General features: G+C 69.2%; 25 protein-coding genes and 1 pseudogene. 6 read left to right on the top strand and 20 right to left on the bottom strand.

Features of this window, described 5'->3' with window-relative positions:
- Nucleotides 1-48: 48 nt before the first annotated feature.
- Genes holA through V4U86_RS09095 form a run of 3 tightly spaced genes read right to left on the bottom strand, consistent with a single transcriptional unit; the run spans nucleotide 49 to nucleotide 3,372 of the window.
- Nucleotides 49-993, bottom strand: a complete 945-nt coding sequence (gene holA, locus V4U86_RS09105) for a DNA polymerase III subunit delta (RefSeq protein ID WP_395311972.1) — start codon at nucleotides 991-993, stop codon at nucleotides 49-51.
- Nucleotides 994-1,026: 33 nt separating this feature from the next.
- The gene (locus V4U86_RS09100) at nucleotides 1,027-2,541 is read right to left on the bottom strand and encodes a ComEC/Rec2 family competence protein (RefSeq protein ID WP_395311971.1); all 1,515 of its coding nucleotides are present in this window, start codon (nucleotides 2,539-2,541) and stop codon (nucleotides 1,027-1,029) included.
- 9 nt (nucleotides 2,542-2,550) lie between these two features.
- Complete coding sequence (locus V4U86_RS09095) at nucleotides 2,551-3,372, bottom strand: helix-hairpin-helix domain-containing protein (protein WP_395310922.1); 822 nt, start codon at nucleotides 3,370-3,372, stop codon at nucleotides 2,551-2,553.
- A 149-nt stretch (nucleotides 3,373-3,521) separates the two neighbouring features.
- Between V4U86_RS09095 and V4U86_RS09090 the strand changes: the two are divergent.
- Nucleotides 3,522-4,816, top strand: a pseudogene (locus tag V4U86_RS09090) (DUF222 domain-containing protein).
- On the opposite strand, the gene V4U86_RS09085 reads toward V4U86_RS09090, so the two are convergent.
- The gene (locus V4U86_RS09085; RefSeq protein ID WP_395310921.1) at nucleotides 4,817-5,218 is read right to left on the bottom strand and encodes a hypothetical protein; all 402 of its coding nucleotides are present in this window, start codon (nucleotides 5,216-5,218) and stop codon (nucleotides 4,817-4,819) included.
- Nucleotides 5,219-5,276: 58 nt separating this feature from the next.
- Between V4U86_RS09085 and V4U86_RS09080 the strand changes: the two genes are divergently transcribed.
- On the top strand, nucleotides 5,277-6,326 hold the full coding sequence (locus V4U86_RS09080) for an NAD(P)H-dependent amine dehydrogenase family protein (protein ID WP_395310920.1): 1,050 nt from the start codon (nucleotides 5,277-5,279) through the stop codon (nucleotides 6,324-6,326).
- Here the strand turns inward: V4U86_RS09080 and V4U86_RS09075 are convergent, their stop codons facing one another.
- From V4U86_RS09075 to V4U86_RS09040, 8 genes are all read right to left on the bottom strand, one after another.
- Nucleotides 6,327-7,163, bottom strand: coding sequence for a DegV family protein (locus V4U86_RS09075; RefSeq protein ID WP_395310919.1), 837 nt, complete (start codon nucleotides 7,161-7,163; stop codon nucleotides 6,327-6,329).
- Nucleotides 7,160-7,906 (bottom strand): diglucosylglycerate octanoyltransferase, encoded by a 747-nt coding sequence (gene octT / locus V4U86_RS09070; protein WP_395310918.1) that lies wholly within the window; start codon nucleotides 7,904-7,906, stop codon nucleotides 7,160-7,162. Before octT ends, V4U86_RS09075 begins: the two co-directional genes overlap by 4 nt.
- Complete coding sequence (gene gpgP, locus V4U86_RS09065) at nucleotides 7,896-8,552, bottom strand: glucosyl-3-phosphoglycerate phosphatase (RefSeq protein WP_395310917.1); 657 nt, start codon at nucleotides 8,550-8,552, stop codon at nucleotides 7,896-7,898. Before gpgP ends, octT begins: the two co-directional genes overlap by 11 nt.
- A complete protein-coding gene (gene rsfS, locus V4U86_RS09060; RefSeq protein WP_395310916.1) occupies nucleotides 8,549-8,938 on the bottom strand; it encodes a ribosome silencing factor in 390 nt (129 codons plus the stop codon). The genes gpgP and rsfS overlap by 4 nt, the downstream gene beginning before the upstream one ends.
- Nucleotides 8,935-9,531, bottom strand: a complete 597-nt coding sequence (nadD, locus tag V4U86_RS09055) for a nicotinate-nucleotide adenylyltransferase (protein ID WP_395311970.1) — start codon at nucleotides 9,529-9,531, stop codon at nucleotides 8,935-8,937. Before nadD ends, rsfS begins: the two co-directional genes overlap by 4 nt.
- A 136-nt stretch (nucleotides 9,532-9,667) precedes the next feature.
- Nucleotides 9,668-11,113 carry a vWA domain-containing protein gene (locus V4U86_RS09050; protein WP_395310915.1) on the bottom strand — a complete coding sequence of 482 codons (1,446 nt, stop codon included), beginning with the start codon at nucleotides 11,111-11,113 and terminating at the stop codon, nucleotides 9,668-9,670.
- Nucleotides 11,113-11,997 (bottom strand): AAA family ATPase, encoded by an 885-nt coding sequence (locus V4U86_RS09045; RefSeq protein WP_395310914.1) that lies wholly within the window; start codon nucleotides 11,995-11,997, stop codon nucleotides 11,113-11,115. The genes V4U86_RS09050 and V4U86_RS09045 overlap by 1 nt, the downstream gene beginning before the upstream one ends.
- An 18-nt stretch (nucleotides 11,998-12,015) precedes the next feature.
- A complete protein-coding gene (locus tag V4U86_RS09040) occupies nucleotides 12,016-13,257 on the bottom strand; it encodes a glutamate-5-semialdehyde dehydrogenase (protein ID WP_395310913.1) in 1,242 nt (413 codons plus the stop codon).
- Between the two features lie 56 nt (nucleotides 13,258-13,313).
- On the opposite strand from V4U86_RS09040, the gene V4U86_RS09035 reads away from it, so the two are divergent.
- Nucleotides 13,314-14,165 carry a PfkB family carbohydrate kinase gene (locus tag V4U86_RS09035; protein WP_395310912.1) on the top strand — a complete coding sequence of 284 codons (852 nt, stop codon included), beginning with the start codon at nucleotides 13,314-13,316 and terminating at the stop codon, nucleotides 14,163-14,165.
- A 3-nt stretch (nucleotides 14,166-14,168) separates the two neighbouring features.
- Here the strand turns inward: V4U86_RS09035 and V4U86_RS09030 are convergent, their stop codons facing one another.
- Entirely contained in the window at nucleotides 14,169-14,771 is a 603-nt protein-coding gene (locus V4U86_RS09030) for a TetR/AcrR family transcriptional regulator (RefSeq protein ID WP_395310911.1), read from the bottom strand.
- Between the two features lie 52 nt (nucleotides 14,772-14,823).
- Here V4U86_RS09030 and V4U86_RS09025 point away from each other — a divergent pair, with 52 nt between their 5' ends.
- Complete coding sequence (locus tag V4U86_RS09025; RefSeq protein ID WP_395310910.1) at nucleotides 14,824-15,216, top strand: nuclear transport factor 2 family protein; 393 nt, start codon at nucleotides 14,824-14,826, stop codon at nucleotides 15,214-15,216.
- A gap of 40 nt (nucleotides 15,217-15,256) precedes the next feature.
- On the opposite strand, the gene V4U86_RS09020 is transcribed toward V4U86_RS09025, so the two are convergent.
- Together V4U86_RS09020 and V4U86_RS09015 are read right to left on the bottom strand one after the other, a co-directional pair.
- Entirely contained in the window at nucleotides 15,257-17,299 is a 2,043-nt protein-coding gene (locus tag V4U86_RS09020; RefSeq protein ID WP_395310909.1) for an NAD(+) synthase, read from the bottom strand.
- A gap of 56 nt (nucleotides 17,300-17,355) precedes the next feature.
- Nucleotides 17,356-18,285 (bottom strand): phosphotransferase family protein, encoded by a 930-nt coding sequence (locus V4U86_RS09015; RefSeq protein ID WP_395310908.1) that lies wholly within the window; start codon nucleotides 18,283-18,285, stop codon nucleotides 17,356-17,358.
- Between the two features lie 39 nt (nucleotides 18,286-18,324).
- On the opposite strand from V4U86_RS09015, the gene V4U86_RS09010 reads away from it, so the two are divergent.
- Nucleotides 18,325-19,161: an NAD-dependent protein deacetylase gene (locus V4U86_RS09010; RefSeq protein WP_395310907.1), complete on the top strand. Its 837-nt coding sequence runs from the start codon at nucleotides 18,325-18,327 to the stop codon at nucleotides 19,159-19,161.
- Here the strand turns inward: V4U86_RS09010 and V4U86_RS09005 are convergent.
- A complete protein-coding gene (locus V4U86_RS09005; protein ID WP_395310906.1) occupies nucleotides 19,158-20,423 on the bottom strand; it encodes a cytochrome P450 in 1,266 nt (421 codons plus the stop codon). The two genes, V4U86_RS09010 and V4U86_RS09005, sit on opposite strands and share 4 nt — an antisense overlap.
- 66 nt (nucleotides 20,424-20,489) lie before the next feature.
- Between V4U86_RS09005 and V4U86_RS09000 the strand changes: the two genes are divergently transcribed.
- Nucleotides 20,490-21,128 (top strand): TetR/AcrR family transcriptional regulator, encoded by a 639-nt coding sequence (locus tag V4U86_RS09000; protein ID WP_395310905.1) that lies wholly within the window; start codon nucleotides 20,490-20,492, stop codon nucleotides 21,126-21,128.
- Nucleotides 21,129-21,137: 9 nt separating this feature from the next.
- On the opposite strand, the gene V4U86_RS08995 is transcribed toward V4U86_RS09000, so the two are convergent.
- The 4 genes from V4U86_RS08995 to obgE all read right to left on the bottom strand — a co-directional run bounded on the left by V4U86_RS08995 (nucleotide 21,138) and on the right by obgE (nucleotide 25,857).
- Complete coding sequence (locus V4U86_RS08995; protein WP_395310904.1) at nucleotides 21,138-22,430, bottom strand: protoporphyrinogen/coproporphyrinogen oxidase; 1,293 nt, start codon at nucleotides 22,428-22,430, stop codon at nucleotides 21,138-21,140.
- A 3-nt stretch (nucleotides 22,431-22,433) separates the two neighbouring features.
- Complete coding sequence (locus V4U86_RS08990) at nucleotides 22,434-23,057, bottom strand: PIG-L deacetylase family protein (protein ID WP_395310903.1); 624 nt, start codon at nucleotides 23,055-23,057, stop codon at nucleotides 22,434-22,436.
- A gap of 233 nt (nucleotides 23,058-23,290) precedes the next feature.
- Nucleotides 23,291-24,406, bottom strand: coding sequence for a glutamate 5-kinase (gene proB, locus V4U86_RS08985; RefSeq protein ID WP_395311969.1), 1,116 nt, complete (start codon nucleotides 24,404-24,406; stop codon nucleotides 23,291-23,293).
- A gap of 11 nt (nucleotides 24,407-24,417) precedes the next feature.
- Nucleotides 24,418-25,857 (bottom strand): GTPase ObgE, encoded by a 1,440-nt coding sequence (obgE, locus tag V4U86_RS08980; protein ID WP_395310902.1) that lies wholly within the window; start codon nucleotides 25,855-25,857, stop codon nucleotides 24,418-24,420.
- Between the last annotated feature and the right edge of the window lie 11 nt (nucleotides 25,858-25,868).

Below are 25,868 nucleotides of genomic sequence, written 5' to 3'. Positions count from 1 at the left end.
CGTGTCCGGGTAACGGACGCTGCTGGTGATCGGGGCTCGATGCGCCGTCTACGCGTCGGAAGCCAGCTGGGCCACCTTGCGCACCGCCGACTCCAGGGCATAGTCCGCATCCGCGGCGGCACCCTTGACGTCGGCGTTGAGCGCAGCCACCACCCGCAGCGCCTCGGCGACCCGGTCCTTGGACCAGCGTCGCGACTGTTTCTGGGCCTTCTGGATCCGCCACGGCGGCATGCCGAGCTCCCCGGCCAGCCGGTACGGATCGCCCTGCACCGGGCCGACCCGGGCAATGGTGTGCACCGCCTCGGCGAGCGCGTCGGCGAGCACCACGTGCGGCTCCCCGCTGAGCATGGCCCAACGCAGCGCCTCGGCCGCCCCCGGGACATCGCCGAGGACCGCCTTGTCGGCGATATCGAAGCCCTTCACCTCGGCCTTGCCCTGGTGATACCGGCCCACTGCGGCGGCGGTGACCGCGCCGTCGGTATCGGCGACCAGCTGGGAGCAGACCGCCGCCAATTCCCGGATGTCCGAGCCGACCGAGTCGAGGATCGCGGACACCGTGTCGTCGTCCACCTTGACCTTCAGGGCGCGGAACTCGCGGCGCACGAAGTCGGCCCGCTCGGCGGGTTTGGCGATCTTTGCGCACGGGTGCACCTTGGCACCGAGCTTCTTGAGCTGATCGGCCATCGCCTTGGCCCGGCCCCCGCCGGAGTGCACGACCACCAGCTGGGTGCCCGGCGGCAGGTCACCGGCCGAGCTGACGATCAGGGCCGCAGCGTCCTTTCCGGCCTCCCCGGCGGACTCCAGCACGACCACCCGCTCATCGGCGAACAGCGACGGGCTCAGCAGCTCGGCGAGCTCGCTGGTGCTGACCTCGCCAGCCCGCAGCCGGTCGATCGGAATGTCGGGGGTGCCCGCCTGTTTGCGGGCCGCCCGCAGCACCGTGGCGACGGCGCGCTCGACGAGCAGTTCCTCGTCGCCGAGGACGAGATGCAGGGCCCCGGTGTCATCGGTCACCGGCCAATCGTTTCACGCCGACCCGACAACCCCCGACAGGGTCCACGCCACCAGGACGCACACCGCGGCGCCGCACACCAGCCTCGCCCAGCGCCGGTGCCAGGCCACGACGACCGCCACCGTCACCACGGCGACCAGGGCCACACCGGCGACTCCGGAGGGCACCGTGATCGATGCGCCCGGCACCGCCGCGATCCACCGGGACACCGCCAGAAGCCACCACAGCTCGGGCCCGGTGAAGCGGATCAGCAGCCCCGCCCCCGCCGGCCAGCACGCCGCCAATGCCGCCGACGCCGTCCCGATCACCGTGATCGGCGGGATGACCACGGCGACGAGCAGGTTGGCCAGGACCGCGAGCACACTGAACCGGCCCGAGATCCCGGCGATCAGCGGGGCGGTGACCAGTTGGGCGGCCAGCGCGATACCCACCGCATCCCCGAGCGGCTTCGGCCAGCCGCGCTGCACCAGCCACCCGGACCACACCGGCGCGATGACGATCAGCGCCGCGGTCGCCACCACCGACAGGGCGAAACCGGCGTCGACGGCCAGCTGCGGCGCCACCACCATCAGCGCGATCACGCTCGCCGAGAGCACCGGGATCGCCTGTCGGCGGCGGTGCGTCAGCACCGCGAGCAAGGCAATCCCACCCATCAGCGCGGCGCGCAGCACACTGGCCGACGGCTCCACCACGATGACGAACCCGATCAGCACCACCAGTGCCAGCACCGCCGCCAACCGCGGGCCGACCAGCGCCGCCGACATCAGCGCGGTGCCACACACGATGGTGACGTTGGCCCCGGATACCGCGGTCAGATGGGTCAATCCCGCGACCTTGAAATCGTCTGTGGTCCTTGCCGTCACCGCCGAGGTGTCACCGAGCACCAGTGCGGGCAGCATCGCCGCGCGGTCGGCGGGCAGCACTTCGCGGGCGGTCTCGGCGAACTCCGCGCGGATGTGCCCGGTCAACCGCCGAGCCGCCGGGATGTCGCCCAGCGTGGGTTCACCGACAGCGGTGAGCACCGCGACGCTCAGATCTGAGCGCAGTGGACGGCCGATGCGGGCGCGGAAGGCCGCGGGGCGGCCCACGGACAGTCCGGTGAAACCCGTCACCGGAGCGAACACCAGCACCATGCCGGTCACCTCGGCACCGTCGAGTTCGCGTATTCCGGCGCGAAACATGATGCGCCCACGCCCAATCGAGCGCGGTGATTCGGTGGGCGCCACGCTGACAGTGGCGGTGTCTCCGTGCCGGTCGGCGATCGGATGGTGGCGGGCGTCGTGTGCCCGAAGAGCTATCGACAACCCGAACGCCGTGCCGATCACCGCGACGGCGGCCACCCCCGCGACACCCAGCCGGATCGCGCGCCGCGCACACCAGCGGTCGGCCAGCGCCGTCGCCGCAACGGATCCGAGCGCCACCGCCACCAGCATCCCCGAGGGCCATACGATGCCCGCCGCGGTCACCACCCAGCTGGTCAGCGCCGCGGGTACCAACCGGATATCGATATGGCGCTCTTCGGGATCCACGCTCACGATTCACGCGACGACCAGGTCTCGTAGCTTCTCAAGGCGGGCCGGGCCGATCCCGTCGACCTCGCTGAGCTGGTCGACATTGGTGAAACGTCCGTGCGCCTCCCGCCAGGCGATGATCGCCGCTGCCGTGACCGGTCCGACCCCGGGCAGCGCGTCGAGTTCCTCGGTGGTTGCGGTGTTCAGGTCGACCGGTGTACCCGGTGCCGCACCGGAGGCCTGCCCGGACGACGGTGCGGTGGTGGGATTCGGGTCGGCGGGACCGGCCGAGCTCACCGAACTCCCCATCGGTGACGGTGATCCCGGTGGGGCCGCCAGCCCGACGATGATCTGTTCGCCGTCGGCCACACGGCGCGCCAGGTTCAGCCCCACGAGGTCCGCTCCGTCCACGGCGCCGCCGGCGGCCTCCAACGCGTCGGCGATCCGTGCACCGGCCGTGACGGTCACCAGTCCGGGTGTGTGCACCAGCCCCACCACGCTGACCACCACCGGCCCATCCGGTGGCTGCGACGGTGCCGGTGTCGCGCTCGCGGACGAAACCATCTGCACAGCAGGCAGGTTCGCCGACGATACGGGCGGCCGGGAGTCCCGCATCACCGTGAACACCGTCACCAGCACTGCGATCACCCCGACCACGAGCAGCGCCATGACCCCGGCCCTCCCCGGGTCGGCGCGCAGACCGGCGAGCCAGTCCTTGGCAGCGTGCTCACCGGTATCGGGCAGCCAGCGGGCCAGCACGGTGTCCGCGTCCTCGTCGGTGTCGTTCCCGGGATCCGGGTCGGTGCCGATGCGCCGTGACAGGCGTTGCGCGGGCGATTCGGTGTCCATGAGCCGACGGTAGGCAGCGGCCGCGACTCTTCTGTCCTGTCGCAGTGGCCGGTGATGAAAGCTGTGGATGAATCCTCGTTTGTGGATAACTGCGCCGACGGCGAGGCGGTGACCGCAAACGTGTCGGACTCGATCGGAAGAATGTCGGTATGCCGCCGCCGACAACACCCTTCGCCGAGCACTACGTGACACCGCGCCTGGAGGTGTTGTTCGACGAGATCGCCGAGCTGACCGGGCAGCGCAACGCCATCGATGGCCGGTTGGTGGAGATCATCGCCGAGATCGACGGCAGGAACACCGCCGACGGAAATTCCTTGTGGGGTGCCACCGGGTGCCGGTCGATCGAATCGCTGGTGGCCTGGAAGGCCGGGGTGAGTCCGCGCAACGCCGAAACCATGGTCGCGGTAGCGCACCGGTTGGACGAGCTACCCCGGCTGGCGCAAGGATTGCGGGAAGGCCGGCTGTCGCTGGATCGGGTCGGGGTGATCGCCGAGCGCGGCGGCCAGGGCTGCGATGAGCACTACGCGAACTTGGTGCAGTACGCCACGGTGACCCAGTTGCGGACCGCGGTGAAACAGGAACCCCGGCCCGAACCCGAGCACCAGCCCGAGCCCAAGCGCGGGTTCACATCGCATGACAGTGACGGCTACACCACCTACACAATTCGGCTACCGAAACTGGAGGCCGCGAAGTTCGATGCTGCGGTCGCCTCGCACCGGGACGCGTTGGTCGCGGACTGGAGACGCGATCACGACGCCGGAGACAGCGACGATGAGCAGCCCGGCGAGCGGACCAGCGTGCAGGCGCCGCCATTCCCCAACACCACCGATGCGTTCATGAGTTTGGTCGAGGCCGGCTGGGACACCGACGTCGCCGCGCGCCCGCACGGGGCGCGCACCACCGTGGTGGCCCATCTCGACCTGGACCGACACGCCCACACACCCATCGCCGCCCTGCATCTGGGGCCCGCCCTCACCGACGCCGAACGCCGGTTCCTGCTCTGCGATGCGACCTGCGAGGTGTGGTTCGAACGCCACGGCACCCCGATCGGGGTCGGGCGCACCACCCGCACCATCAGCCGCCGCCTGCGGCGCGCTCTGGAGTACCGCGACACGACCTGTGTGGTGCCCGGTTGCGGGGCCACCCGCGGCCTGCATGCGCATCATCTGGTGCATTGGGAGGACGGCGGGCGCACCGACCTGTCGAACCTGGTGCTGCTCTGCCCGTTCCATCATCGACTGCACCACCAGGGTGGGATCACCCTCACCGGGCCGGCCGACCAACTCACAATCACCGACGAAGAAGGCCGACCGATGACCGGCGCGGCACTGGCCCGCCCACCCACCACACAGACCCACCAGACGTACCACCGTGCAAAGAACCCACCGGCGAACGCGCCCAATGGTGGTGGTACACCCCATTCGAACCGAAGCCGGCGAACTGACTAATCGCCGTGCGAGGCGAGCACCGCGATCTGGGCGCCGTCGGCCCCTTCGACGAGCAGATAGGTGACCGCGACCCGGCCGAGTTCCGCACCGCCCACGTCGCGGCGGACGAACGCCCCGCGGTACACGGCCGAGGACGCGTTCAGCTCGGTGACCTCGGCGCTGATCAGGGCCGTGGACCGATAGCGCTGTGCACGCAGACCGTCGATCTGACTCTGTATCACCGCCGCGAGCTCGTCACGGGTGGACAGGTTGATCGCGCCTTCATCGGTGGTGAGCAGCAGCGGAACCGCATAGCAGTCCAAGAGCTGCGCCACCGGCCGATCCCCGCGGGTGGCCGCGGCGAAGATTTCCAGATAGTCGTCGAACCAGCGCTGCACCGAGCCGGTGTCCATAGCCATCGTGGAATCATTTCACCTTTTCCGACCGTGGTGAACACCGCACGAATAGTGTTCACCCATGAGTGCTTCGCGCCCCCTCCGGGTCATCCAATGGACCACCGGCAACATCGGCAAACGCTCCCTGCACGCCATCATCGGCCGCGACGACATGGAACTCGTCGGGGTGTACGCGCACGGCGCGGACAAACAGGGTGTCGATGCCGCCGAGCTGGCCGGTTGGCCGACTCCGACGGGGATCACAGCCACCGGCGACATCGATGCATTGCTTGCCCTGAAACCGGATGCCTGTTGTTACAACCCGCTGTGGCCCAGCGTCGACGAACTGGTCACCCTTCTGGAAGCCGGGGTCAACGTCTGCTCCAGCGCAGCCTGGATCACCGGCAGCAAGCAGACCCCGCAGGATCTGGAGCGAATCAAAAAAGCCTGCACCACAGGTAATTCCACCATCTTCGGGAGCGGCGCGCACCCTGGTGTCACGAACATGGTCGGCATGGTGCTATCCGGGTCCTGCGAGCGGGTCGACGAGATCCGGATCACCGAGTCGGTGGACTGCTCTACCTACGAATCGGCGGGAACGCAGACCGCCATGGGGTTTTCGCAGGATCCCGACACCCCGGGTTTGGCCGAGAGCGTGCGCCGCGAGAGTGAGGTGTTCGCCGAATCCGCGGCGATGATGGCCGATGCGATCGGAGCGACGCTGGACCGGATGACCTTCGATGTCACCTTCACCGCCGCCACCGGCGACACCGACCTCGGGTTCATGGCGATCCCGAAGGGCACCGTCGGCGGCGTCACGGGTTACCACCGCGGTTGGGTCGGTGACCGCAATGTCGTCAGCGTGGGCTTCAACTGGACGATGGGCGACCATGTGACCCCACCCAAACCGCTTGAGCACGGCCATGTCATCCAGGTGTTCGAGATGCCCAACATGCGCACCGTACTGCACTGCCTGCCACCGGCGGATTGGACCGAACCCGGGTTCATGGGGTTGGGCATGATCTACACCGCGATGCCGGTCACCAACGCCGTGCCCGCGGTGGTCGCCGCGGCCCCGGGGATCGCCACCCTCAAGGATCTGCCGCCGGTCACCGGCCGCTTCGCCGGCTGATCACTCGGCCAGACTGACGCACGCCCCCACCGCACCGGCGCCGACGTGCACGGCGAGCACCGCCCCCATGTCGCGGACCGTCAGCGACTCCAACTGAGGCAGTCGGTCGGTCAGGGCTGCACCCAATTCCGCTGCGGCGTCGTGATTGTCGACGTGATGCACGGTCACCGAGGCGGACCGCTCCCCGACCAGGTCGACGATCGAGTCCAGCATGGCGGCGTGTGCTTTGGATGTGGTGCGCACGCGCTGAGCCAGCACCAGCCGGCCGTCGAGGTCCAAGCGCAACAACGGCTTCAGCGACAACGCGGTACCCAGCCAGGACGCCGCGGTCCCGATCCGCCCGCTGCGGCGCAGGTTGTCCAGCCGGTGCACGACGATGAACACATGTCCGCGGGGCACCGCCGCGCGGGCCGCGGCCTCGACCGCGTCGAGTTCGGCGCCGGTTTCGGCGGCGCGCGCGGCGGCCAGTGCGACGCACCCGACACCCATCGCGGCCGACCGCGAGTTCACGACACGTACCGCCGAACCGAATTCCCGGGCGGCCGCCGCGGCGGAGGAGAACGTGCTGGACAATGCGGCCGAAAGGTGCACCGCGACAACGCCGTCCCCGTCGCTGGCGGCCAGTGCCTCCCGGTAGGTCCGGGCGAGGTCACCCGGCGAGGCTCCTGAGGTGGTCACCTGACTGCGATCGAAGATGTCCTTCGGGATCTCGTCGATTCCGTCGCGCAGGTCCGTGTCCTCGAACAGGACGTGCAGCGGCACCTGGCGGATCGACCACCGCCCGAGCTCGTCGGCATCCAACCGTGCCGACGAGTCCGTCACCACCTGAACGGTCATGACCGTTCAGATGTGTCCGGTTGGTACGCACCAGCTTCGGCGAGACCCTTGAGCATCAGATCGGCGACCGCCGCGTGTGCCTCGAAATTCCAGTGGATTCCGTCCGGGTTGCCCTGCCCGCTCATCACGTACTCGCCGACAGCCGCCTTGAGGTCCACCACCGGAACCTGGTGCTCATCGGCCCAGCCGGTGATCGCCTTGACGATGGGGTCGCGCCAGCGATGCGACTTGCCGTAGGTCTCGGCGATATGAACGGACGGGACGGTGGCCACCACCGGAATGCCGGGCCGGTTGAAGTCCAGTGCCGCCCTGGTCATTTCCAGATACTCGACGGTCAGGTGCGGAGGCAGCGCCGGCCGGGCCACCCGGGACAGCCGTGGCTGCAGCCAGCCGTAACCGTCGCGCACCCAGCGCCGCAGAAACGGCGGGCGGACGTAGCGGATCAGCTCCCGCAGCGCGGTCGGCAGGGGCGAGGGCAGCGAATCCATACCGCAGGTCGCGAAGATCACCGCGCCCGCGCGCGGCAGAGCCGCCCAGGATCGCGGGTCCTGGGTCGCGGCCCACCACACATCCCGGCACGTCCAGCCGATCCGGCCGATCAGCTCGACATCCCAACCCAGTTGTTCGGCAACGATATTGGGCCAGATCCGGGGGTCGTCGGCGGGCAGTCCGCCGGTCGGCCCGTAGTAGGACAGCGAGTCGCAGAAGACCAGCAAGGTCTGCCTCGCGGGGCTAGAGGACATCGTTGGCCACCTGCGCAGAAGCGTTCCACACGTCCAGGCGCCACTTGACGGCGTCGCCGACGTCGTGCCCGGACAGTTGCGCCCAGCTCGCGTTGCCCATCCCGCCGAGCGTCGGCCAGTTGTCCACCGGCAGCCCCAGCAGGGCGGCCGCCAGGGCCGCGATCAACCCGCCGTGCGCCACCAGCACGACCGGACGGTCCGGCGCGTCGACACCCCAACCAGCCTGCGAGGCAAGCAATTCGGTGACCAAGGGCACGGCGCGCTCGGCGACGTCGACCCGGCTCTCCCCGCCGTGCGGTGCCCACCGGGCGTCGTCGCGCCAGGCCAGCCGGGCACCGGGGGCGATGTCATCGACCTCGATGTGGGTCAAGCCCTGCCAATCCCCCAGATGGGTCTCGCGCAGCCGCTGATCGACCGACACCTGCACGCCCGAGCGCTCACCGAGCGCGGTGGCGGTGTCCAGGGCCCGGCGCAGGTCCGAGGACACAATGGCCAGTGGCTGCCGCTTGGCCAGCACCTCGGCCGCGGCCTTGGCCTGCTCCCGGCCCAGGTCGGTCAGATCGGTGTCGAGCTGTCCCTGCATGCGACTGCCGGCATTCCACTCGGTCTGCCCGTGCCGCAGCAGCACCAGTCGGCGCACACTCACCGCTGGTCCTGCGTGTCGGTGTCCAGGTTGTCCAGGTCGACGGGGATGACCGGGCAGTCCCGCCACAGCCGCTCCAGCGCGTAGAACTCGCGTTCTTCGGTGTGCTGGACGTGCACCACGATGTCGACGTAGTCGAGCAGGGTCCAGCGTCCCTCCCGGGTGCCTTCCCGCCGGGCCGGCTTGTGCCCGGCCGCGCGCATCTTGTCCTCGATCTCGTCGACGATGGCGTTGACCTGACGTTCGTTGGACGCCGAGGCGATCACGAAGCAGTCGGTGATGACCAGTTGCTCGGATACGTCGATGACCAGGACGTCGTTGCCGAGCTTGGCCGCGGCCGCGCGGGCCGCGACGGTCGCCATCTCGACCGCTTCCGGTGCGGCAGTCATGAACGGGCCTCCGATGTGTACAGGTTGCGTTTGGACACGTACTGGACGACGCCGTCGGGCACCAGGTACCAGATGGGTCGGGACTGCTGGGCACGCTGCCGGCAGTCACTCGACGAGATCGCCAATGCGGGTACCTCCACCAGGGTAAGGGCGTCTTCGGGCAGTTCTTCCATGGCCGCGGCGATGTGTTCACCGTCGAGTTCGTAGCCGGGCCTGCTCACCCCGATGAAGCGGGCGAGAGAGAACAGTTCCTCCCAGTTCTGCCAGGACAGGATCGAGGCCAGCGCGTCGGCGCCGGTGATGAAGTACAGGTCGGTGTCCGGGTTCTGCGCGGCCAGGTCACGCAGGGTGTCCTTGGTGTAGGTGGCCCCGCCGCGGTCGATGTCGACCCGGCTCACCGAGAACCGGGGATTGGCCGCGGTCGCGATGACCGTCATCAGATAGCGGTCCTCGGCGGCGGTGACCTGGCGTTCCCGCTTCTGCCAGGGCTGCCCGGTCGGCACGAAGACGACCTCGTCGAGCTGGAACTGATCGGCGACCTCGCTGGCGGCCACCAGGTGGCCGTGGTGGATCGGGTCGAACGTCCCGCCCATCACCCCGAGCCTGCGTCTGGTCACGAAGAGCCAGCTTACGGCAGCGACCGGGTGGGTCTTTACCTGGCGAGCGTGCGCGAACTCCCTCACGAGCACGGCGTGTCGGGCGCAGACACGCACTCTCGCCAGAAAAGGGTCAGACAGGAAGGAGAGCGTCGATCACCGCGGCCAGTTGCTTGGCCGACCGGCACTCGTGCATCGGGATCAGGTCTTTGTAGCGCGGCACCGCCGAGTCTCCACTGCCCCACAGGTGCTTGGGCTCGGGGTTGAGCCAGTGCGCGTGCCGGCTGGCATTCACCATCCGGGTCAGCAGTTCGGTCTCCGGGTTGCGGTAATTGTTGCGGCCGTCGCCGAGGATGAGCAGCGAGGACCGCGGCGAGAGCACGTTGGGGAAGTTCTGGTCGAACGACACGAAGGCGTGCCCGTAGTCGGAGTGCCCGTCGCGGGTGTAGACGCCGGCTTCCCGGGTGATGCGCTGCACCGCCACCGCCAGATCGGCTTCCGGGCCGAACATGTGGGTCACCTCGTCGGTGGTGTCGATGAAGGCGAACACGCGCACCCGGGAGAACTGCTGACGCAGCGCGGACACCAGCATCAGGGTGAAGTGGCTGAAGCCGGCCACCGAGCCGGACACATCGCACAGCACCACCAGTTCGGGCCGGGCCGGGCGCGGCTTCTTGAGCACCACGTCGATCGGCACGCCGCCGGTGGACATCGACTTGCGAAGCGTCTTGCGCATGTCGATCTGGCCGTTCTGGGCGCGGCGCCGCTTGGCCGCCAGCCGGGTGGCCAGCGTGCGGGCCAACGGCTGCACGGTCTTGCGCATCTGGCGCAGCTGCTCGCCGGAGGCCCGCAGGAACTCGACGTTCTCGGACAACTGGGGCACCCCGTACATCTGCACGTGGTCGCGGCCGAGCTGTTCGGCGGTGCGACGCTTGGTCTCCGCCTCCACCATCTGGCGTAGCTGCGAAACACGCTGCGCCGCCATCGCTTTGGCGATCTCTTCTTGGGTGGGGGTGGGCTCTTCGCCGTACGGGGCGAGCAGCCCGGCCAGCAGCCGGCCCTCCAGTTCGTCCAGGGCCATCGCCTTGAGCGCCTGATAGGACGAGTACGACGGACCCCGGCTGGAGTTGTACCTGCCGTAGGCCTCCACGATCCGGGCGATCATGGCCGTCAGACGGTCGTCGAAGTTCTCCAGATCGGCGTCCGGGCCCAGCATGTCGAGCAGGGCCGCGCGCATCGCCTCGATGTCCTCGGGCGGCATCGCCTCCGGGTCGGCCTCCGGATCCGGCTCATCCTCGATGACCGTCCGCGCCCCGTGCGCGGCCGGCCACCACAGGTCGAACATCGCATCGTAGGTGTCGCGGTGATCGGGCCGGCGCAACACCGCACAGGCCAGCCCCTCCCGCAGCGCGCCGCGGTCGCCCAGGCCCAGCACCGTCATCACCCGGCCGGCGTCCACCGTCTCCGACGGGCCCACCGCGATGCCGACACCGCGCAGTGCTTCGACGAATTCCACCAGGTGCCCGGGAATTCCGTGGGGGGCCAGCGGCTGCGGTGGCCGGGTGCGACGGGAGGCCATCAGTTCAACCTCAGCTCCCCGGCGGCCTTGATCTGATCGGACTGGTGCTTGAGCACCACACCGAGCGTCGCGGCGATGGTCACGTCGTCGATGGTGTCCATACCCAGCGCCAGGACGGTGCGACCCCAGTCGATGGTCTCGGCCACCGACGGCACCTTCTTGAGTTGCATCCCGCGCAGCACCCCGATGATCCGCACCAGTTCGGCGGCGATCCGGTCGGGCAGCTCGGGAACCCGCGAGAGCAGGATGCGCCGCTCCAGGTCCGGGTCGGGGAAGCCGATGTGCAGGAACAGGCAGCGCCGTTTGAGCGCCTCGGACAGCTCCCGGGTGGCATTCGAGGTGAGCAGCACGAACGGCGGGCGTTCGGCCTTGATGGTGCCGAGTTCGGGCACCGTCACCGCGAAGTCGGACAGTACCTCCAGCAGCAGCCCCTCGATCTCGATGTCGGCCTTGTCGGTCTCGTCGATGAGCAGCACGGTCGGGTCGGTGCGCCGGATCGCGGTCAGCAGCGGGCGGCTCAGCAGGAACTCCTCGCTGAACACGTCGGTCTTGGTCTGGTCCCAGTCGCCCGTCCCCGCCGTGCCGGCCTGGATCCGCAGGATCTGCTTGGCGTGGTTCCACTCATAGAGGGCACGCGCCTCGTCGACACCCTCGTAGCATTGCAGCCGCACCAGCTCGGACCCGGTGGTCTGGGCGACGGCACGGGCCAACTCGGTCTTGCCGACGCCGGCCGGTCCCTCGACCAGCAGCGGCTTGCCCAGCCGGTCGGCGAGGAAAACCGCTGTGGCGGTGGCCTTGTCGGGCAGGTATCCGGTCTCGGCGAGCCGCTTGGCGACGTCATCGATATCGGTGAACAACGGTGCGGGACGGGCGGGAAGGCTCATGAGTCGGGTGTACTCCTGTCAGGCGGGACGGGTCTGGCCGTCGCCCCACACAATCCATTTTGTCGAGGTCAGTTCGGGCAGGCCCATCGGGCCTCGGGCATGCAACTTCTGGGTGGAGATGCCGATCTCGGCGCCGAAACCGAACTGTTCCCCGTCGGTGAAGGCGGTCGACGCGTTCACCATGACCGCGGCCGCATCCACCTGCTCGGTGAACCGTTGGGCCGCAGCCAGTTCGGTGGTGACGATGGCCTCGGTGTGACCGGTGCCGTACTCGTTGATGTGCGCGATGGCGCCGTCGACACCGTCGACCACCTGTACGGCGATGTCCATCGACAGGAACTCGGCGCGCAGCTCCTCGTCAGTGGGGTCGGTGTGCACCGTCACGCCCGCGTCCTGCAGCGCGTTGAGCAGCCGCGGCAGGGCCGTCTCGGCGGCGGCCGCATCGACCAGCAGCGTCTCGGCCGCATTGCAGACGCTGGGCCGGCGGGTCTTGGCGTTCAACAGGATCCGTTCGGCCACATCGAGATCGGCTGCCGCGTGCACGAAGACGTGACAGTTTCCGACGCCGGTCTCGATGGTCGGGACGGTGGCGTCGCGCACCACCGCGTCGATCAGACCGGCACCGCCGCGCGGGATCACCACGTCGACCAGGCCGCGGGCCTGGATCAGGTGGGTGACGCTGGAACGGTCCGTGCTGGGCAGCAACTGCACGGCGTCGGCGGGCAGCCCCTCGGCGACCAGCGCCTCCCGCAGCGCCCGCACCAACGCGGCGTTCGAGCGGGCCGCCGATGAACTGCCGCGCAGCAGCACCGCGTTACCCGATTTCAGGGTGAGGCCGAAGGCGTCGACGGTGACGTTGGGCCTGCCCTCGTAGACGATGCCGACCACGCCCAGCGGCACCCGCTGCTGGCGCAGTTGCAGACCGTTGGGCAGGGTGCTGCCGCGCAGCACCTCCCCTACCGGGTCGGGCAGGCCGGCGACCTGCCGCAGTCCGGCCGCGATGCCGTCGATGCGCTGCGGGTTGAGTGCCAGCCGGTCGAGCATGGCCTCGGCGGTGCCCGCGGCGCGCGCGGTCTCCAGGTCTTCGGTGTTCGCGGCCAGGATGTCGTGCGCATGGGCCAGCACGGCGTCGGCGGCGGCATGCAGTGCGCGGTTCTTCACGACGGTGCTCAAGCTGACCAGCGCGCGGGATGCAACCCGGGCCGCGGCCGCGGCGTCGTGGACCTGGCTGCGCAGATCTAATTCGACAGAAGCGCTCATCAAGCCAGGGTATCGGGCATCCCCAGGTCAGGCCCGGTGGGGGCTACCGTAAGGCGATGGCGCGGGTATGTGTGGTCGGCAGCGTGAACATGGACCTCGTTTTCACGGTGGACACCCTCCCGCCGCCGGGTGCGACGGTGCTGGCCTCGCAGCTGACCCGCGCCCCCGGCGGCAAGGGTGGCAACCAGGCGGTCGCTGCGGCCCGGGCTGGCGCCGAGGTGGTGGTCGTGGCCGCCGTCGGCGACGACGACACCGGCACGGCGTTGCGGGCCCACCTGCAGGAGAACGGTGTCGACACCGCCGGGCTGGTCGCGCTGCCGGTGCCGAGCGGGACGGCGAGCATCGTGGTGGACGCGCACGCCGAGAACGTCATCGTGGTGGCGCCGGGTGCCAACGCGCACCTGTCGCTGACCTCGGCGCGGCTGCGTGAGCTGGTCGCCGGCGCCGACGTGCTGTTGATGCAGCTGGAGATCCCCACCGAGACCGCGCTGGCCGCGGCCCGCATCGCGCGCGCGGCCGGCGCGGCGGTACTGCTGAACGCCTCCCCGGCGGGCGCCGATGCCGGTGCGCTGGCGCAGCTGGCCGAGGTCACCGATGTGGTGATCGTCAACGAGGACGAGGCCCGGAGCTGGGTGTGGCCGGTTCCGCACCTGGTCACCACGCTCGGCGCGCGCGGCGCCAGCCACCGCACCGAGGCCGGTGAGGTGCAGGTGCCCGCCCCCGAGGTCGAACCCGTGGACACCACTGGCGCCGGGGATGTGTTCGCCGGCGTGCTGGCCGCCGGGTGGCCGTCCGGTCCGGAATACGCGCTGCGCCGGGCCGCCGCGGCGGGCGCGCTGGCCACCCTCGTCCCAGGCGCCGGTGACTGCGCGCCGCACGACGAGGCCATCGAGGACGCGTTGAGCTGACGATCAGGTGCGGCGGTCGACAAGAATGGCGTTGGCCATGAACGTGATTCGCTGCCGATATTGTGCGAGCGTCCATCCGCGGTCGGTGATGAGCTGATCCCACAACGGCACCGACAACACCGCCCACAACATCTCCGCTGCCACCGCAGAATCGAGGCCGTCGGACAGCAGACCGTCCGCCTCGCATCGATGGACGACCTTTCGACACACGTCGAGCAGTTGGTTCATCCGGTCGTCCCAGGCCGCGGCCAGTTCCGGGTCGGAGCGTCGGCCCGCCAGCACGCTGCGCGCGATGCCGATGAACCCGGCCACATAGTCGGTCCACCACCCGACCAGGGCGTCCACCGCGCCGGCGCCATCGGCGGCTTCGAGTATCCGCTCGACGGCCGCCTGCGCACCGGCCCGCTCGTCGATATCAGCGAGCGCCGCCTGCAATACGCCCGCACGGGTGCCGAAATGACGGTAAACAGTTTGCCGCGAGTACCCGGCATGGTCGGCGATTGCGCCGAGGCCGACCTCGGCCGAACCCATCCGTTCGATCAACACGCGGGTGGATTCCAGAATTGCCCGGCGGGCTCCGCCTGCCGATCCAGCCTCCTCAATCATGTTACGCAGTGTAACGTTACAGCTTGTAACATTGCATCGATGAGGAGGCGATATGAATGGCACGCGGCGTCCGGCCGATGTGGCGCGCGCGGCGATGGAGGCCGTGCAGGAAAGTCGACGCGACGACTGGTTGGCCTTGTTCAGCGCTGACGCACGCGTCGAGGATCCGGTGGGTCATCTGGCACCGATCGTCGGGCGGGAGCGGCTCGCCGAGTTCTGGGACCTTGCCATCGACCCGCTGGCATCGACGTGCTTCACCATCACCCGGGTGTGGGAGGCCGGTACCGAAGCCATGGTGCTGGCGACCGTGACCGCCTCGACGCCCGACACGATCAGCGTCGATTATGACGGAACGTTCAACTATCGGGTGGGCGCCGACGGACTGATCGTGGAGATGCGTGCGTTCTGGGATCTGCCTGATGTCGTCGACGCCTTGACTGGTTGAGGATTCGAGCCTGCGTGCCGACCAGTGGTGTACTGCCGGATCAGCCCGCCGGGATGTCCCGCTCGATGGCGTCCAGCCAGATCCGCGCCGACATGTCCGACGGTGCCCGCCAGTCACCGCGCGGCGACAGCGCCCCACCGGCGGAGACCTTGGGCCCGTTGGGCAGTGCGGAGCGTTTGAACTGGGAGAACGAGTAGAACCGCTGCGCGAAGACGGTCAGCCATCCCCGGATCTCCTTGAGCGAGTACTGCGGTCGCTTGTCCAGCGGGTAACCCAGCGGCCAGTGGCCGCGCTCGGCGTCGCGCCAGGCATGCCAGGCCAGGAACGCCACCTTCGCCGGCCCGAATCCGTAGCGCAGCACCTGGAACAGTGAGAAGTCCTGCAGCACATAGGGACCCACCTTGTCCTCGCTGCTCTGGATCTCCTCGTCCTCCCCGGTGGGCACCAACTCCGGGCTGATCTCGGTGTCGAGCACCGACTGCAGGACGTCGTCGACGGACTGGTCGAACTCACCGGAGGAGATGACCCACCGGATCAGGTGCTGGATCAGTGTCTTGGGCACCCCGCCGTTGACGTTGTAGTGCGACATCTGGTCGCCCACACCGTAAGTCGACCAGCCCAGCGCCAACTCGGAGAGATCCCCGGTGCCCAGCACGATCCCGCCGCGCTGGTTGGCCAGCCGGAACAGGTAATCGGTGCGCAGCCCGGCCTGCACGTTCTCGAACGTGACGTCGTAGACCTTCTCGCCACGGCCGAACGGATGGTCCATCTCGGTGAGCATCAGTTTCGCGGTGTCGCGGATGTCGATCTCGGCGAACGTGACGCCGAGCGCCTCACTCAGCGCGATGGCATTGCCCTTGGTGCGGTCACCGGTGGCGAACCCGGGCATGGTGAAGGCCAGGATATCGCTGCGCGGGCGGCCCTCCCGGTCCATCGCGCGCGCGGCGACGATCAGGGCGTGGGTGGAGTCCAGCCCGCCGGACACCCCGATGACGACCTTCGGGTAGTTGAGCGCACGCAGCCGCTGTTCCAGTCCGGAGACCTGGATGTTGTAGGCCTCGTAGCAGTCCTGTTGCAGCCGGGCCGGATCCGACGGCACGAAGGGGAAACGCTCGACCCGGCGCAGCAGACCGATGTCGCCGGCCGGCGGGTCCAGGGTGAACTCGATGCGACGGAACGCGTCCACGGTGTCGCTGTGGTGGCGGGCGTTGTCGTCGAAGGTGCCCATCCGGAGTCGCTCGGCGCGCAGCAGCGACACGTCCACGTCGGCGACGCTGCGCCGCACGCCCTTCGGGAAGCGCTCGGATTCGGCCAGCAGCACCCCGTTTTCGTAGATCATGGTCTGCCCGTCCCAGGCCAGGTCGGTGGTCGACTCCCCCTCCCCGGCGGCGGCGTACACGTAGGCGGCCAGGCAGCGCGAGGACGCCGACTTGGCCATCAGCTTGCGATCATCGGCCCGACCGATGGTGATAGGGCTGCCGGACAGGTTGGCCAATACCGTCGCGCCGGCCAGGGCGGCCGGCGCGCTCGGGGGCACCGGGACCCACATGTCCTCACAGATCTCGACGTGCAGTACGAAGTCCGGGAGGTCGGCCGCGGCGAACAGCAGGTCGGCACCGAACGGCACCTCCTGGTCCCCGAGCCGGATGCTGCCGGTGACGCCGTTGCCGGGGGCGAGCTGGCGGCGTTCGTAGAACTCGCGGTAGGTGGGCAGGAAGGATTTGGGCACCACCCCGAGCACCGCGCCGCGGTGGATCACCACGGCGGTGTTGTAGACCCGGTTGCGGTGCCGCAGCGGGGCGCCGATCACCAGGACCGGCAGCAGGTCCTTGGATCCTGCGACCATCGCCGCCACCGCGTCTTCGACCGCGTCGAGCAGGGTGTCCTGCAGCAGGATGTCCTCGATCGAGTATCCGCACAGCGTCAGCTCGGGGAAGACCGCCAGCCCGACGCCGTCGTCGTGGCACTCCCGGGCCATCCGCAACGCCGATTCGGCATTGGCCGCCGGATCGGCGAGGGTGGTGTGGTGGGTACAGGCGGCCACCCGCACGAAGCCGTGGCGGTAGGCGGAGTAGAAGTCCACCCGGCCATTCTGGCATTGACGGCAAACAGCCGGCCGCCACCAGCCCGAGGGCTTCGTTATTCGGCGCTCGCGCCCGCTCGCCAGCTGTCGATGACCTGCGCGAGCCCCTCGGCCAGTACCGGAAGTTGCGGCACCAGCGTGACGCAACTGATGAACTGCAGCGTGCGCGCGGTGTCCATGAGTCGTTGCACGCTCGGGTCGGTGCGCCGCAGACCGTACCGCTGCGCGGCCTCGTCGTACTCGGCGACCGCCTCCGGCCCGAGCATCGCCAGATCCCATTCCACCGGCCCCAGCGACACGTCCTCGAAGTCGGAGAATCGGATCCCGCCGGTGGTGCGGATGACGTTGTGCGACGGGCCATCTCCCTGCACCGCCTGCAGCCCGACGCCCGGGTGCCGCGCGGCGAACACACCTGGGTCGGCCAGCACACTGCGCAGGGCCGCGTACTCGTCGCGGGCCCGTTCGACCTCGGCGGCGCCGAGCAGGTCACCGGGTTCGAGGCCGGCGAACATGCCGGGGGCCGCCTCGTTGAACGGGGCCAGGAACGGCAACGGGCCCAGATACCCGGCCAGACCGGCGTGCAGTCGGGCGCTCTCGGCGATCGCCACCGGCGAATAGGGCTCGTGGTCGGGCGCGACGTCGGCCAGTTCCCAGAACGTGATCGGGAATCCGGCGCGGCGCACCGGGGTGCGCGGCACCAGTGGGCTGGGCGGCACGACGGGGACCCCGTGGCCGTCCAGCCAGGCCGCGACGTCGAGTTCACGCTGTTGGCGGGCGTGCTGGAGCTGCGGTGTGTAACCCGGCGGCAGCACCACCGGGATGCGGGCCACCACGGGGGTCGGTTCCAGGTGCACGACCACGGAGAACACGTCGTGCAGGACGGTGGCCCGGTCGGCGTCCAGTCCGGCGGCGCGACCGGCCTGCAGCGCGGCCGACGCGGCCCGCTCCCGGCGATCGGCCAGCTGATCGGGTGAGTGCCACACCATGGGCCCACCATGCCATGAGACCCGCCTATCCTCGATGAGGTGGATGCTCCCGAACTGGTCGAGGCGCTGGCCGGGCGCCGGCTGGCGGTGCTCACCGGCGCCGGGATGTCGACCGATTCGGGGATCCCGGACTACCGCGGGCCGGACTCCCGGCCCAGCAACCCGATGACGATCGGCCAGTTCCGCTCCGATCCGGTGTTCCGGCAGCGTTATTGGGCCCGCAATCATCTCGGCTGGCGGCACATGGACCAGACCGCACCCAATGCCGGGCACCGGGCGTTGGCCCATCTGGAGGACGCGGGCGTGGTGGGCGGGTTGATCACCCAGAACGTCGACCTGCTGCATACCAAGGCCGGCAGCAGGCAGGTGGTCGATCTGCACGGCACCTACGCCCAGGTGATCTGCCTGTCCTGCGGGTACACCATGAGCCGGCAAGCGCTCGCCGACGAGTTGGAGGCCCTCAATCCCGGATTCGCCGAGCGCGCCGAGCAGGTCGGCGGGATCGCGGTCGCCCCCGACGCGGACGCCGTCGTCGAGGACACCAGCAGCTTCCGCTACCTGGACTGTCCGCGCTGCGCGGGCATGCTCAAGCCCGACATCGTGTACTTCGGGGAGAGTGTGCCCAAGGAGCGTGTGCAGCAAGCCTTTTCGATCGTCGACGGCGCGGACGCGTTATTGGTGGCGGGTTCGTCGTTGACGGTGTTCTCCGGCTATCGGTTCGTCCGGCACGCGGCGGCGGCGGGCAAACCGGTCGCCATCATCAACCGGGGCCCGACCCGCGGTGACGCCTTGGCAGACGTCAAGGTCGAGGCCGGGTGCTCGGAGATGCTGACCCTGCTGGCCGGCGAACTGCCCACCGCGGTGCCGGCGCGCTAGAAGGTGCACGGCATCGCGCGGATGCCGTGGATGAAGTTGCCCGGCACCAGGGACGGTTCACCGGCCTGGATCTGCGGGATCTGGCCCAGTAGTTCTGCGAGGATCGCCCGCAACTGCGCCCGCGCGACGTGCGCACCGAGGCAGAAATGCCGTCCACCCCCACCGAATCCGACGTGCGGGTTGGGATCGCGGCCGAGGTCGAGGCGCTGCGGGCCGTCGAACACGGTGTCGTCCCGGTTGGCCGACGAGTAGAACATCACCACCTTCTCCCCCGCGCTGATCTGCGCCCCGCCCAGTTCGTAGTCGGTGGCCGCGGTGCGTCGGAACGTCATCACCGGGGTGGCCCAGCGGATGAATTCCTCCACCGCGGTGCCGATCCGGTTGTCGAAATCGTCCTGCAGCCACGCGCGTTGGTCGGGGTTGTCGGTCAGCGCCTTGAGCGCGTGGCTGGTGGTCTGGCGGGTGGTGTCGTTGCCCGCGACCGCGAGCAGGACGAAGAACGCCGCCACCTCCGGGTCGGTCAGGCGGGCCCCCTCGACCTCGGCATGTACCAGGGCGCTGAACAGATCATCACCCGGATTCTCCCGCCGGTCGGCGGCCAGCGCCAACGCGACCTGGTGCAGGTACATCTGGTTGGCGACCAGTACCTCCAACGGATTTCGTCCGTTCAGATACACCGCGTCACCCCAGGACACCAACGCGTCCGCGGCCTCTGCCACCTGATGGCGTTCGGACTCCGGGATCCCGACCATGTCCGAGAGCGTGCGGATGGGCAATTCCTTGGCACACAGGTCGACGAAGTCGGCACCGCTTCCCGCGGCACGCAGTTCGGAGACGATGCCGGCGGCATTGGCCTTGATCGAATCTTCGATCCGGCGGACCTGGCGCGGGGTGAACGCCGAGTGCACCACCTTCCGGATGGTGGTGTGCCGGGGCGGATCCATGGCCAGGAACGACTGGGACGCCTCCAGCAATTCGGCCGGGATGTTCTCGAACAGCACCCCTTGGCCGGACAGGAACACCTCGCTGTTGCGGCTGACCTCGACCACATCGGCGTGCCGGGTCACCGCCCAATAGCCGCGGTCGGCCGGGTCGGGCATCAACGAGTCCTCGACCGGCGGATGCCAGCTGACCGGGCGCTCGGCCCGCAGTTCGGCGAACGCGGCCTCACGGTCCTCGGCCGTGGTCGCCCAGAAGGCCCGCGACGACAGGTCGATCGGATCGTAGGCGCGCTCGGCAGGTGTGATCGCAGACACAGTCATGCCGGTGACAATAAGCCTAGACACTATGTCTAAGCAAGATGCCCAGATAACCGATAGGCTCGCCTCATGGGATCGGTGACACGGGCGACCCGCAGGTCACCGACAAACCGCCAGGAACGCCGTGAACAGATCGAACGCGCGCTGCTGGACGCAACCGACCGACTGATGGCCGACGGCACCAGCTTCACCGAGCTCAGCGTCGACCGGTTGGCCACCGAGGCCGGGATCTCCCGCGCCAGCTTCTACATATATTTCGAGGACAAGGGCGACCTGCTGCGCCGGCTGGCCGGTCAGGTCTTCGGAGATCTGACCGCGGACGCCGCCACCTGGTGGGCGGTGGCCGGGCGCCGTGATCCCGCCGACGTGCTGGCCGCGATGACCGCGATCGTGGCCAGCTACCGCCGTCATCAGCCGGTCCTGCTGGCGCTCAACGAGATGGCCGGCTACGACGCGCACGTCGGCGAAACCTACCGGGAACTATTGACCGGAATTTCCGAGCAGTTCACCCGCGTCATCGAAGCCGGCCAGGCCGACGGCTCGATCCGTCCCGGGCTACCCGCCGCCACCACCGCCAGCAGCCTGGTCTGGATGGTGGAGCGGTCCTGTCAGCAGAATCTGCCCACCCGGCCGAGCTCCTATGACGCCGAACTTGCCACGACCCTAACCCAGATCATCAGGGGCGCACTGTATCTGGCAGAGGACTGAGACCCCGGGTCAGAACCGCTCCGGGTACCAGTACACGTCCTCCGGCGCGCCGGACAGCGCATTGTCCACCGCCTGACGGCCCTGGACATAGCCGTAGTCCTGGTTCGAGGATTCGTAGCGCCAGCCACCGAACCGGCCCCGGCTGTAGATACCGTGCGCACGCAGCCGCTCATCCGCCTCGCGCAGTAGCCGGTCCCGGCCCAGGGTCGGCACCGGGTAGCCGAAGTCGAGGGTGTCGGAGAAGCGGCTGACGACCTGCGCCGGGTCGGCACCGAGCCGCTGCAGGGAGCGCTGCACACCGTCGACGGCATCCGCCGCCGATATCGGGTTCTCGGCGAAGACCGGCACCTCGCACAGGATGTTCCAGCGCCCGGGCCCGGCGTTGGCGGCGTCGTAGTTGCTGAGCATCGTCGCGCGGTACCACGGCACCGATTCAGCCGGGCAGTACAGCCAGGTCTTGTCCGCCAGGGCCGGCGGCGGTTCACCCCGGTAGCCGAGGCCGACCGCGTGCAACCTGCTGGCCCGCAAGGTGTTCGCGCGCTCGGACCAGCCGATCCAGCCCAGCGCGGTGGTCACCGGGGCGGTGCTGATGCAGTACCGGTAGGGCACCGCACTGCCGTCGTCGAGGTGGGCCACCCGCGCGGCTGGGTCGATGTCGAGCACCCGGGTGCGCAGCCGCACCGAGTCCGGCGTCATCAGTTTGTCGTGCACCGCTTGCCACAGCGCGCCGGTTCCGCCGACCGGGTACGGGAAGGTCGACGCCGGTGCCGGTGCTCCCCCGGCCAGCCCCAGCACCGGCACGTTGCGCGCGGCGCTCCCGCTACGCAGCGACGTCCACTCGTGATCGATGTCGTGCAGCGGCAGCGTCCACATCTTGCGGTTGTAGGGCTCGAAGAACTCGTCGTAGAGATCACGGCCGAAGTTGTTGCGGTAGTAGTCGGCCAGATGCTGCACCGGTGCGTCCGGGTACAGGTCGGTGGGCAGCTCGGTGAGCTGCTGTTGGATCGGGGTGGGCAGTAGGCTCTGCGGCCCGTCGCCGCGCAGCCACACCCAGCCGTTGCGGGCGACATGGTTGAGCCGGATACCGCTGGCCTCGACCGCGCGGTCGAATTCCTCGAAATGACTGTGCAGCACGTGGCCGCCCAGATCCCAGGTGAAGCCCGCCCGGTCAGTGACCGAGGCGGACATGCCGCCCAACCGGTCGCCGGCATCCACGACGAGATGATCGATACCCAGTTCGGTGAGACGGACGGCCGCGCCGATGCCGGTGGTGCCGGCGCCCACCACGAGAAATGTTGGCACAGCTCAGAAATCGACGACCTGGCGGACGGGTTCGAAGCCCTCGGCGAACGGCCGCCGGCACAGGAAACCGTAGTGCTCGGCAGCGCTGCGCACCCACGAGGCGCTGACCTTCTCACTGGCCTCGGCCTGCGATACGTGGCACATCAGCGCCTCGATCTTCTTGTCCAGGGAGTCCGAGATGTCGATGAACGAGGTCGGGTTGAAGCTCATCGCGGACGGGCCGCCGTAGGCCATGATCGTCGACACCCAGCGCGCGGCACCCATCGTGCACCGGGACACCACCCGGTGGTCCTGGTGGCTGTCATTGGCCACATGGGTGTAGACGACGGTCGCCGCGACCTTCTCGATCGCATCCTCGATCAGGTGCACGAGTTCGAACTCCTGCAGGGACACCCGGCAGTCCAGAAAGCCCTCGCCCCACAGCAAGGTGTCCACCCCGAGCACCTCGACGGCGCGCAGCTGCTCAGAAACGCGTTGCGCGGAGCGGCCGGGGCCCTCCTCACCACGCGTCACGACCAGCATCGCCACCTTGTCACCGGCCGCCACGTGCTTAGCCAGGGCTCCCCCGCAGCCAAGCTCGATGTCGTCGGGATGCGCACCGACCGCGAGCACCGAACGTCGTGTCATGCCCTGCTTCCCCTTTGCTGACACCAGATCAGATCGGAGCATACCTGGAGAATCAGTGGTCCGTGAGCATTAGCTCGTGACCGCGGCACGCTGGCACGTTGCCACCACCGCCACTTTCCGGGCCCCTCGAACCGAAATCGGCAGGCAACGCCCGGTATCCATGATGGAATTTGCCACTCGCGGTCGTTGAGAATTTCTCAGCGGGCCACGGAATCCGTTGCCGACGGCCCGCTTCAGGTGGCGACGAGGTCGTCGGCGTGTACCGCGGGCCGGCGCAACTCGGGGGGCAGATCCCGGGTGGACCGCCCCAGCATCGCCGTCAGTTCGACCGCGTCGTAGGCGACGACACCGCGCGCCACCGACGCGCCGTCGGGCCCGCGCAGTTCGACCACGTCGTCGCCGTGGAAGTTGCCCGACACCGCAGTGATGCCGGCCGGAAGCAGCGAGCGCCGGCCCTGGACCACGGCGCGCACGGCACCCTCGTCGAGGGTCAGCACGCCGTTGGTCTCGGCCGCGTAGCGCACCCAGAAGCGGCGGGCGGTCATCCGCTCCGGGCGGGCGGCGAACACCGTGCCCACCGAGGCATCGTCGAGTGCGGCGGCGGCGTCGGCCGCGGCGGCCAGCAGCACCGGCACCCCCGCGTCGGCGGCCAGCAGGGCCGAGGACAGTTTCGAGGCCATCCCGCCGGTACCCAGGCTGCTGCCGCGCCCGGCGATCACGCCGTCGAGGTCACCGTCGGCGGCCACTTCCGGGATGAACCGGGCGGGCTTGTCCGGGGTGGCCTTGCGGGGGTCCCCGTCGTAGAGACCGTCGATGTCGGACAACAGCACCAGCGCATCGGCACCGACCAGATGGGCGACCAGCGCCGAAAGCCGGTCGTTGTCACCGAACCGGATCTCGTTGGTGGCCACCGTGTCGTTCTCGTTGACGATCGCCACCGCGTGCAGCGCCCGCAACCGGTCCAGCGTGCGCTGCGCATTGTTGTGCTGTGCGCGCATCGCGATGTCATGGGCGGTCAGCAGCACCTGGCCCACGGTGCGCTGATAGTGGCCGAATGCCGCGCTCCAGGCGTTGACCAGCGCGACCTGCCCGACGCTCGCGGCAGCCTGCTTGGTGGCCAGGTCGGTGGGGCGTCTGCTCAACCCCAGCGGTTCGATGCCGGCCGCGATGGCGCCGGAGGAGACGATGACGACGTCCGAACCGGCCTTCATCCGGCCCTCGATGGCCTCGACGAGGCTGGCCAGCCGGCCCGCGTCGAAGACACCGGTGGGCGTGGTCAGTGCCGTGGTACCGATCTTGACGACGACGCTGCGGGCGGTCCGGATGGCTTCCCGATGCACCGAGGGCACTGCGGGCGCGGTCATTCGCCGCGCTCCCGGCGAGCCTTCCTCGCGGCCTTACGTTCGTCGGCCGACACCCGGTCGGTCTGCTCCAGCCGCATATCGGTTCCGCGACCGGACATCTGGGCGTCCACCCCGGCGAGTGTCTGCGGCTCCCAGTCGAAGGTCACATCACCGATGGTGACGGCGCAGCCGGGAGTGGCGCCGAGCTTGAGCAGTTTGTCCTCGACGCCGAGTCGGGCCAGTCGGTCGCCGAGGTATCCGACGGCTTCGTCGTTGTCGAACGCGGTCTGGGCGATCCAGCGTTCCGGCCGGGTGCCGCGCACCACGAATCCGCCCTGGCCGTCGGGGGTGACGGTGAACCCGGTCTCGTCCACCGGGATCGGGCGGATGACGGGCCGGCGCGGGGCCACTTCGGGCTGCGCGGCGCGATAGGCCGCGACCATCTCCCAGAGCGCGAAAATCAACGGCCGCAATCCATCACGGGTCACCGTCGAGATCTCCAGAACCGGCCACCCGTACTTCTCGGCGACCTCCTCACGGACGAACTCGGCGAGTTCGCGGGCATCGGGGACGTCGATCTTGTTGAGCACCACCGCGCGGGGCCGGTCCGCGAGATCCCCCAGGGTCGAATCACCTTGCAGGGTGGGCTGATACGCGGCCAGCTCCGCTTCGAGCGCGTCGATGTCCGAGATCGGGTCGCGGCCGGGTTCCATCGTCGCGCAGTCCACGACGTGCACCAGGACGGCACAGCGTTCGATGTGGCGCAGGAACTCCAACCCCAGCCCGCGGCCCTCGGACGCGCCGGGAATCAGACCGGGCACGTCGGCGACGGTATAGGTGTGATCCCCCGCCGAGACCACGCCCAGGTTGGGCGCCAGCGTGGTGAAGGGGTAATCGGCGATCTTGGGCTTGGCGGCCGAGATGGTGGATACCAGCGAGGACTTGCCCGCCGACGGGAAACCGACCAGGCCGACGTCGGCGACGGTCTTGAGTTCCAGGGTCAGATCGCGGACCTGGCCCTTCTCACCGAGCAGCGCGAAACCGGGGGCCTTGCGGGCCCGCGACGCCAGTGCGGCGTTCCCCAGCCCGCCGCGACCGCCCGCGGCGGCCTCGAAACGGGTGCCCGCACCGACCAGGTCGGCGATCAGGTTGCCGTGTTCATCGAGCACCACGGTGCCGTCGGGCACCTTGACCTCGAGGTCAGCGCCGATCGCGCCGTCCCGGTTGCTGCCGGCGCCGGGCTTGCCGGACGGGGCGACGACGTGCGGGTGAAAGTGAAAGTCCAGCAGCGTGTGCACCTGCGGGTCCACCACAAGTACGACGGACCCGCCGCGGCCACCGTTGCCGCCATCGGGCCCGCCGAGCGGCTTGAACTTCTCGCGGTGCACCGAGGCGCATCCGTTGCCGCCGTTGCCCGCCTGCGCGTGGATGACGACGCGGTCGACGAAACGGGGCATATCAGGTCCTT

Source organism: Mycobacterium sp. AMU20-3851 (assembly GCF_043974665.1).
Taxonomy (GTDB): Bacteria; Actinomycetota; Actinomycetes; order Mycobacteriales; family Mycobacteriaceae; genus Mycobacterium.
Note: the sequence above shows the minus strand (reverse complement) of the source record. Positions and strands in the feature narration are given on the sequence as shown.

Excerpts from the sequence above, each read along its gene's own strand:
- V4U86_RS09095 (WP_395310922.1), bottom strand. The coding sequence starts at position 3,372 with ATGGACACCGAATCGCCCGCGCAACGCCTGTCACGGCGCATCGGCACC.
- V4U86_RS09085 (WP_395310921.1), bottom strand. The coding sequence starts at position 5,218 with ATGGCTATGGACACCGGCTCGGTGCAGCGCTGGTTCGACGACTATCTG.
- V4U86_RS09080 (WP_395310920.1), top strand. The coding sequence starts at position 5,277 with ATGAGTGCTTCGCGCCCCCTCCGGGTCATCCAATGGACCACCGGCAAC.
- V4U86_RS09075 (WP_395310919.1), bottom strand. The coding sequence starts at position 7,163 with ATGACCGTTCAGGTGGTGACGGACTCGTCGGCACGGTTGGATGCCGAC.
- octT (WP_395310918.1), bottom strand. The coding sequence starts at position 7,906 with ATGTCCTCTAGCCCCGCGAGGCAGACCTTGCTGGTCTTCTGCGACTCG.
- rsfS (WP_395310916.1), bottom strand. The coding sequence starts at position 8,938 with ATGACTGCCGCACCGGAAGCGGTCGAGATGGCGACCGTCGCGGCCCGC.
- nadD (WP_395311970.1), bottom strand. The coding sequence starts at position 9,531 with ATGGGCGGGACGTTCGACCCGATCCACCACGGCCACCTGGTGGCCGCC.
- V4U86_RS09050 (WP_395310915.1), bottom strand. The coding sequence starts at position 11,113 with ATGGCCTCCCGTCGCACCCGGCCACCGCAGCCGCTGGCCCCCCACGGA.
- V4U86_RS09045 (WP_395310914.1), bottom strand. The coding sequence starts at position 11,997 with ATGAGCCTTCCCGCCCGTCCCGCACCGTTGTTCACCGATATCGATGAC.
- V4U86_RS09040 (WP_395310913.1), bottom strand. The coding sequence starts at position 13,257 with ATGAGCGCTTCTGTCGAATTAGATCTGCGCAGCCAGGTCCACGACGCC.
- V4U86_RS09035 (WP_395310912.1), top strand. The coding sequence starts at position 13,314 with ATGGCGCGGGTATGTGTGGTCGGCAGCGTGAACATGGACCTCGTTTTC.
- V4U86_RS09030 (WP_395310911.1), bottom strand. The coding sequence starts at position 14,771 with ATGATTGAGGAGGCTGGATCGGCAGGCGGAGCCCGCCGGGCAATTCTG.
- V4U86_RS09025 (WP_395310910.1), top strand. The coding sequence starts at position 14,824 with ATGAATGGCACGCGGCGTCCGGCCGATGTGGCGCGCGCGGCGATGGAG.
- V4U86_RS09015 (WP_395310908.1), bottom strand. The coding sequence starts at position 18,285 with ATGGTGTGGCACTCACCCGATCAGCTGGCCGATCGCCGGGAGCGGGCC.
- V4U86_RS09005 (WP_395310906.1), bottom strand. The coding sequence starts at position 20,423 with ATGACTGTGTCTGCGATCACACCTGCCGAGCGCGCCTACGATCCGATC.
- V4U86_RS09000 (WP_395310905.1), top strand. The coding sequence starts at position 20,490 with ATGGGATCGGTGACACGGGCGACCCGCAGGTCACCGACAAACCGCCAG.
- V4U86_RS08990 (WP_395310903.1), bottom strand. The coding sequence starts at position 23,057 with ATGACACGACGTTCGGTGCTCGCGGTCGGTGCGCATCCCGACGACATC.
- obgE (WP_395310902.1), bottom strand. The coding sequence starts at position 25,857 with ATGCCCCGTTTCGTCGACCGCGTCGTCATCCACGCGCAGGCGGGCAAC.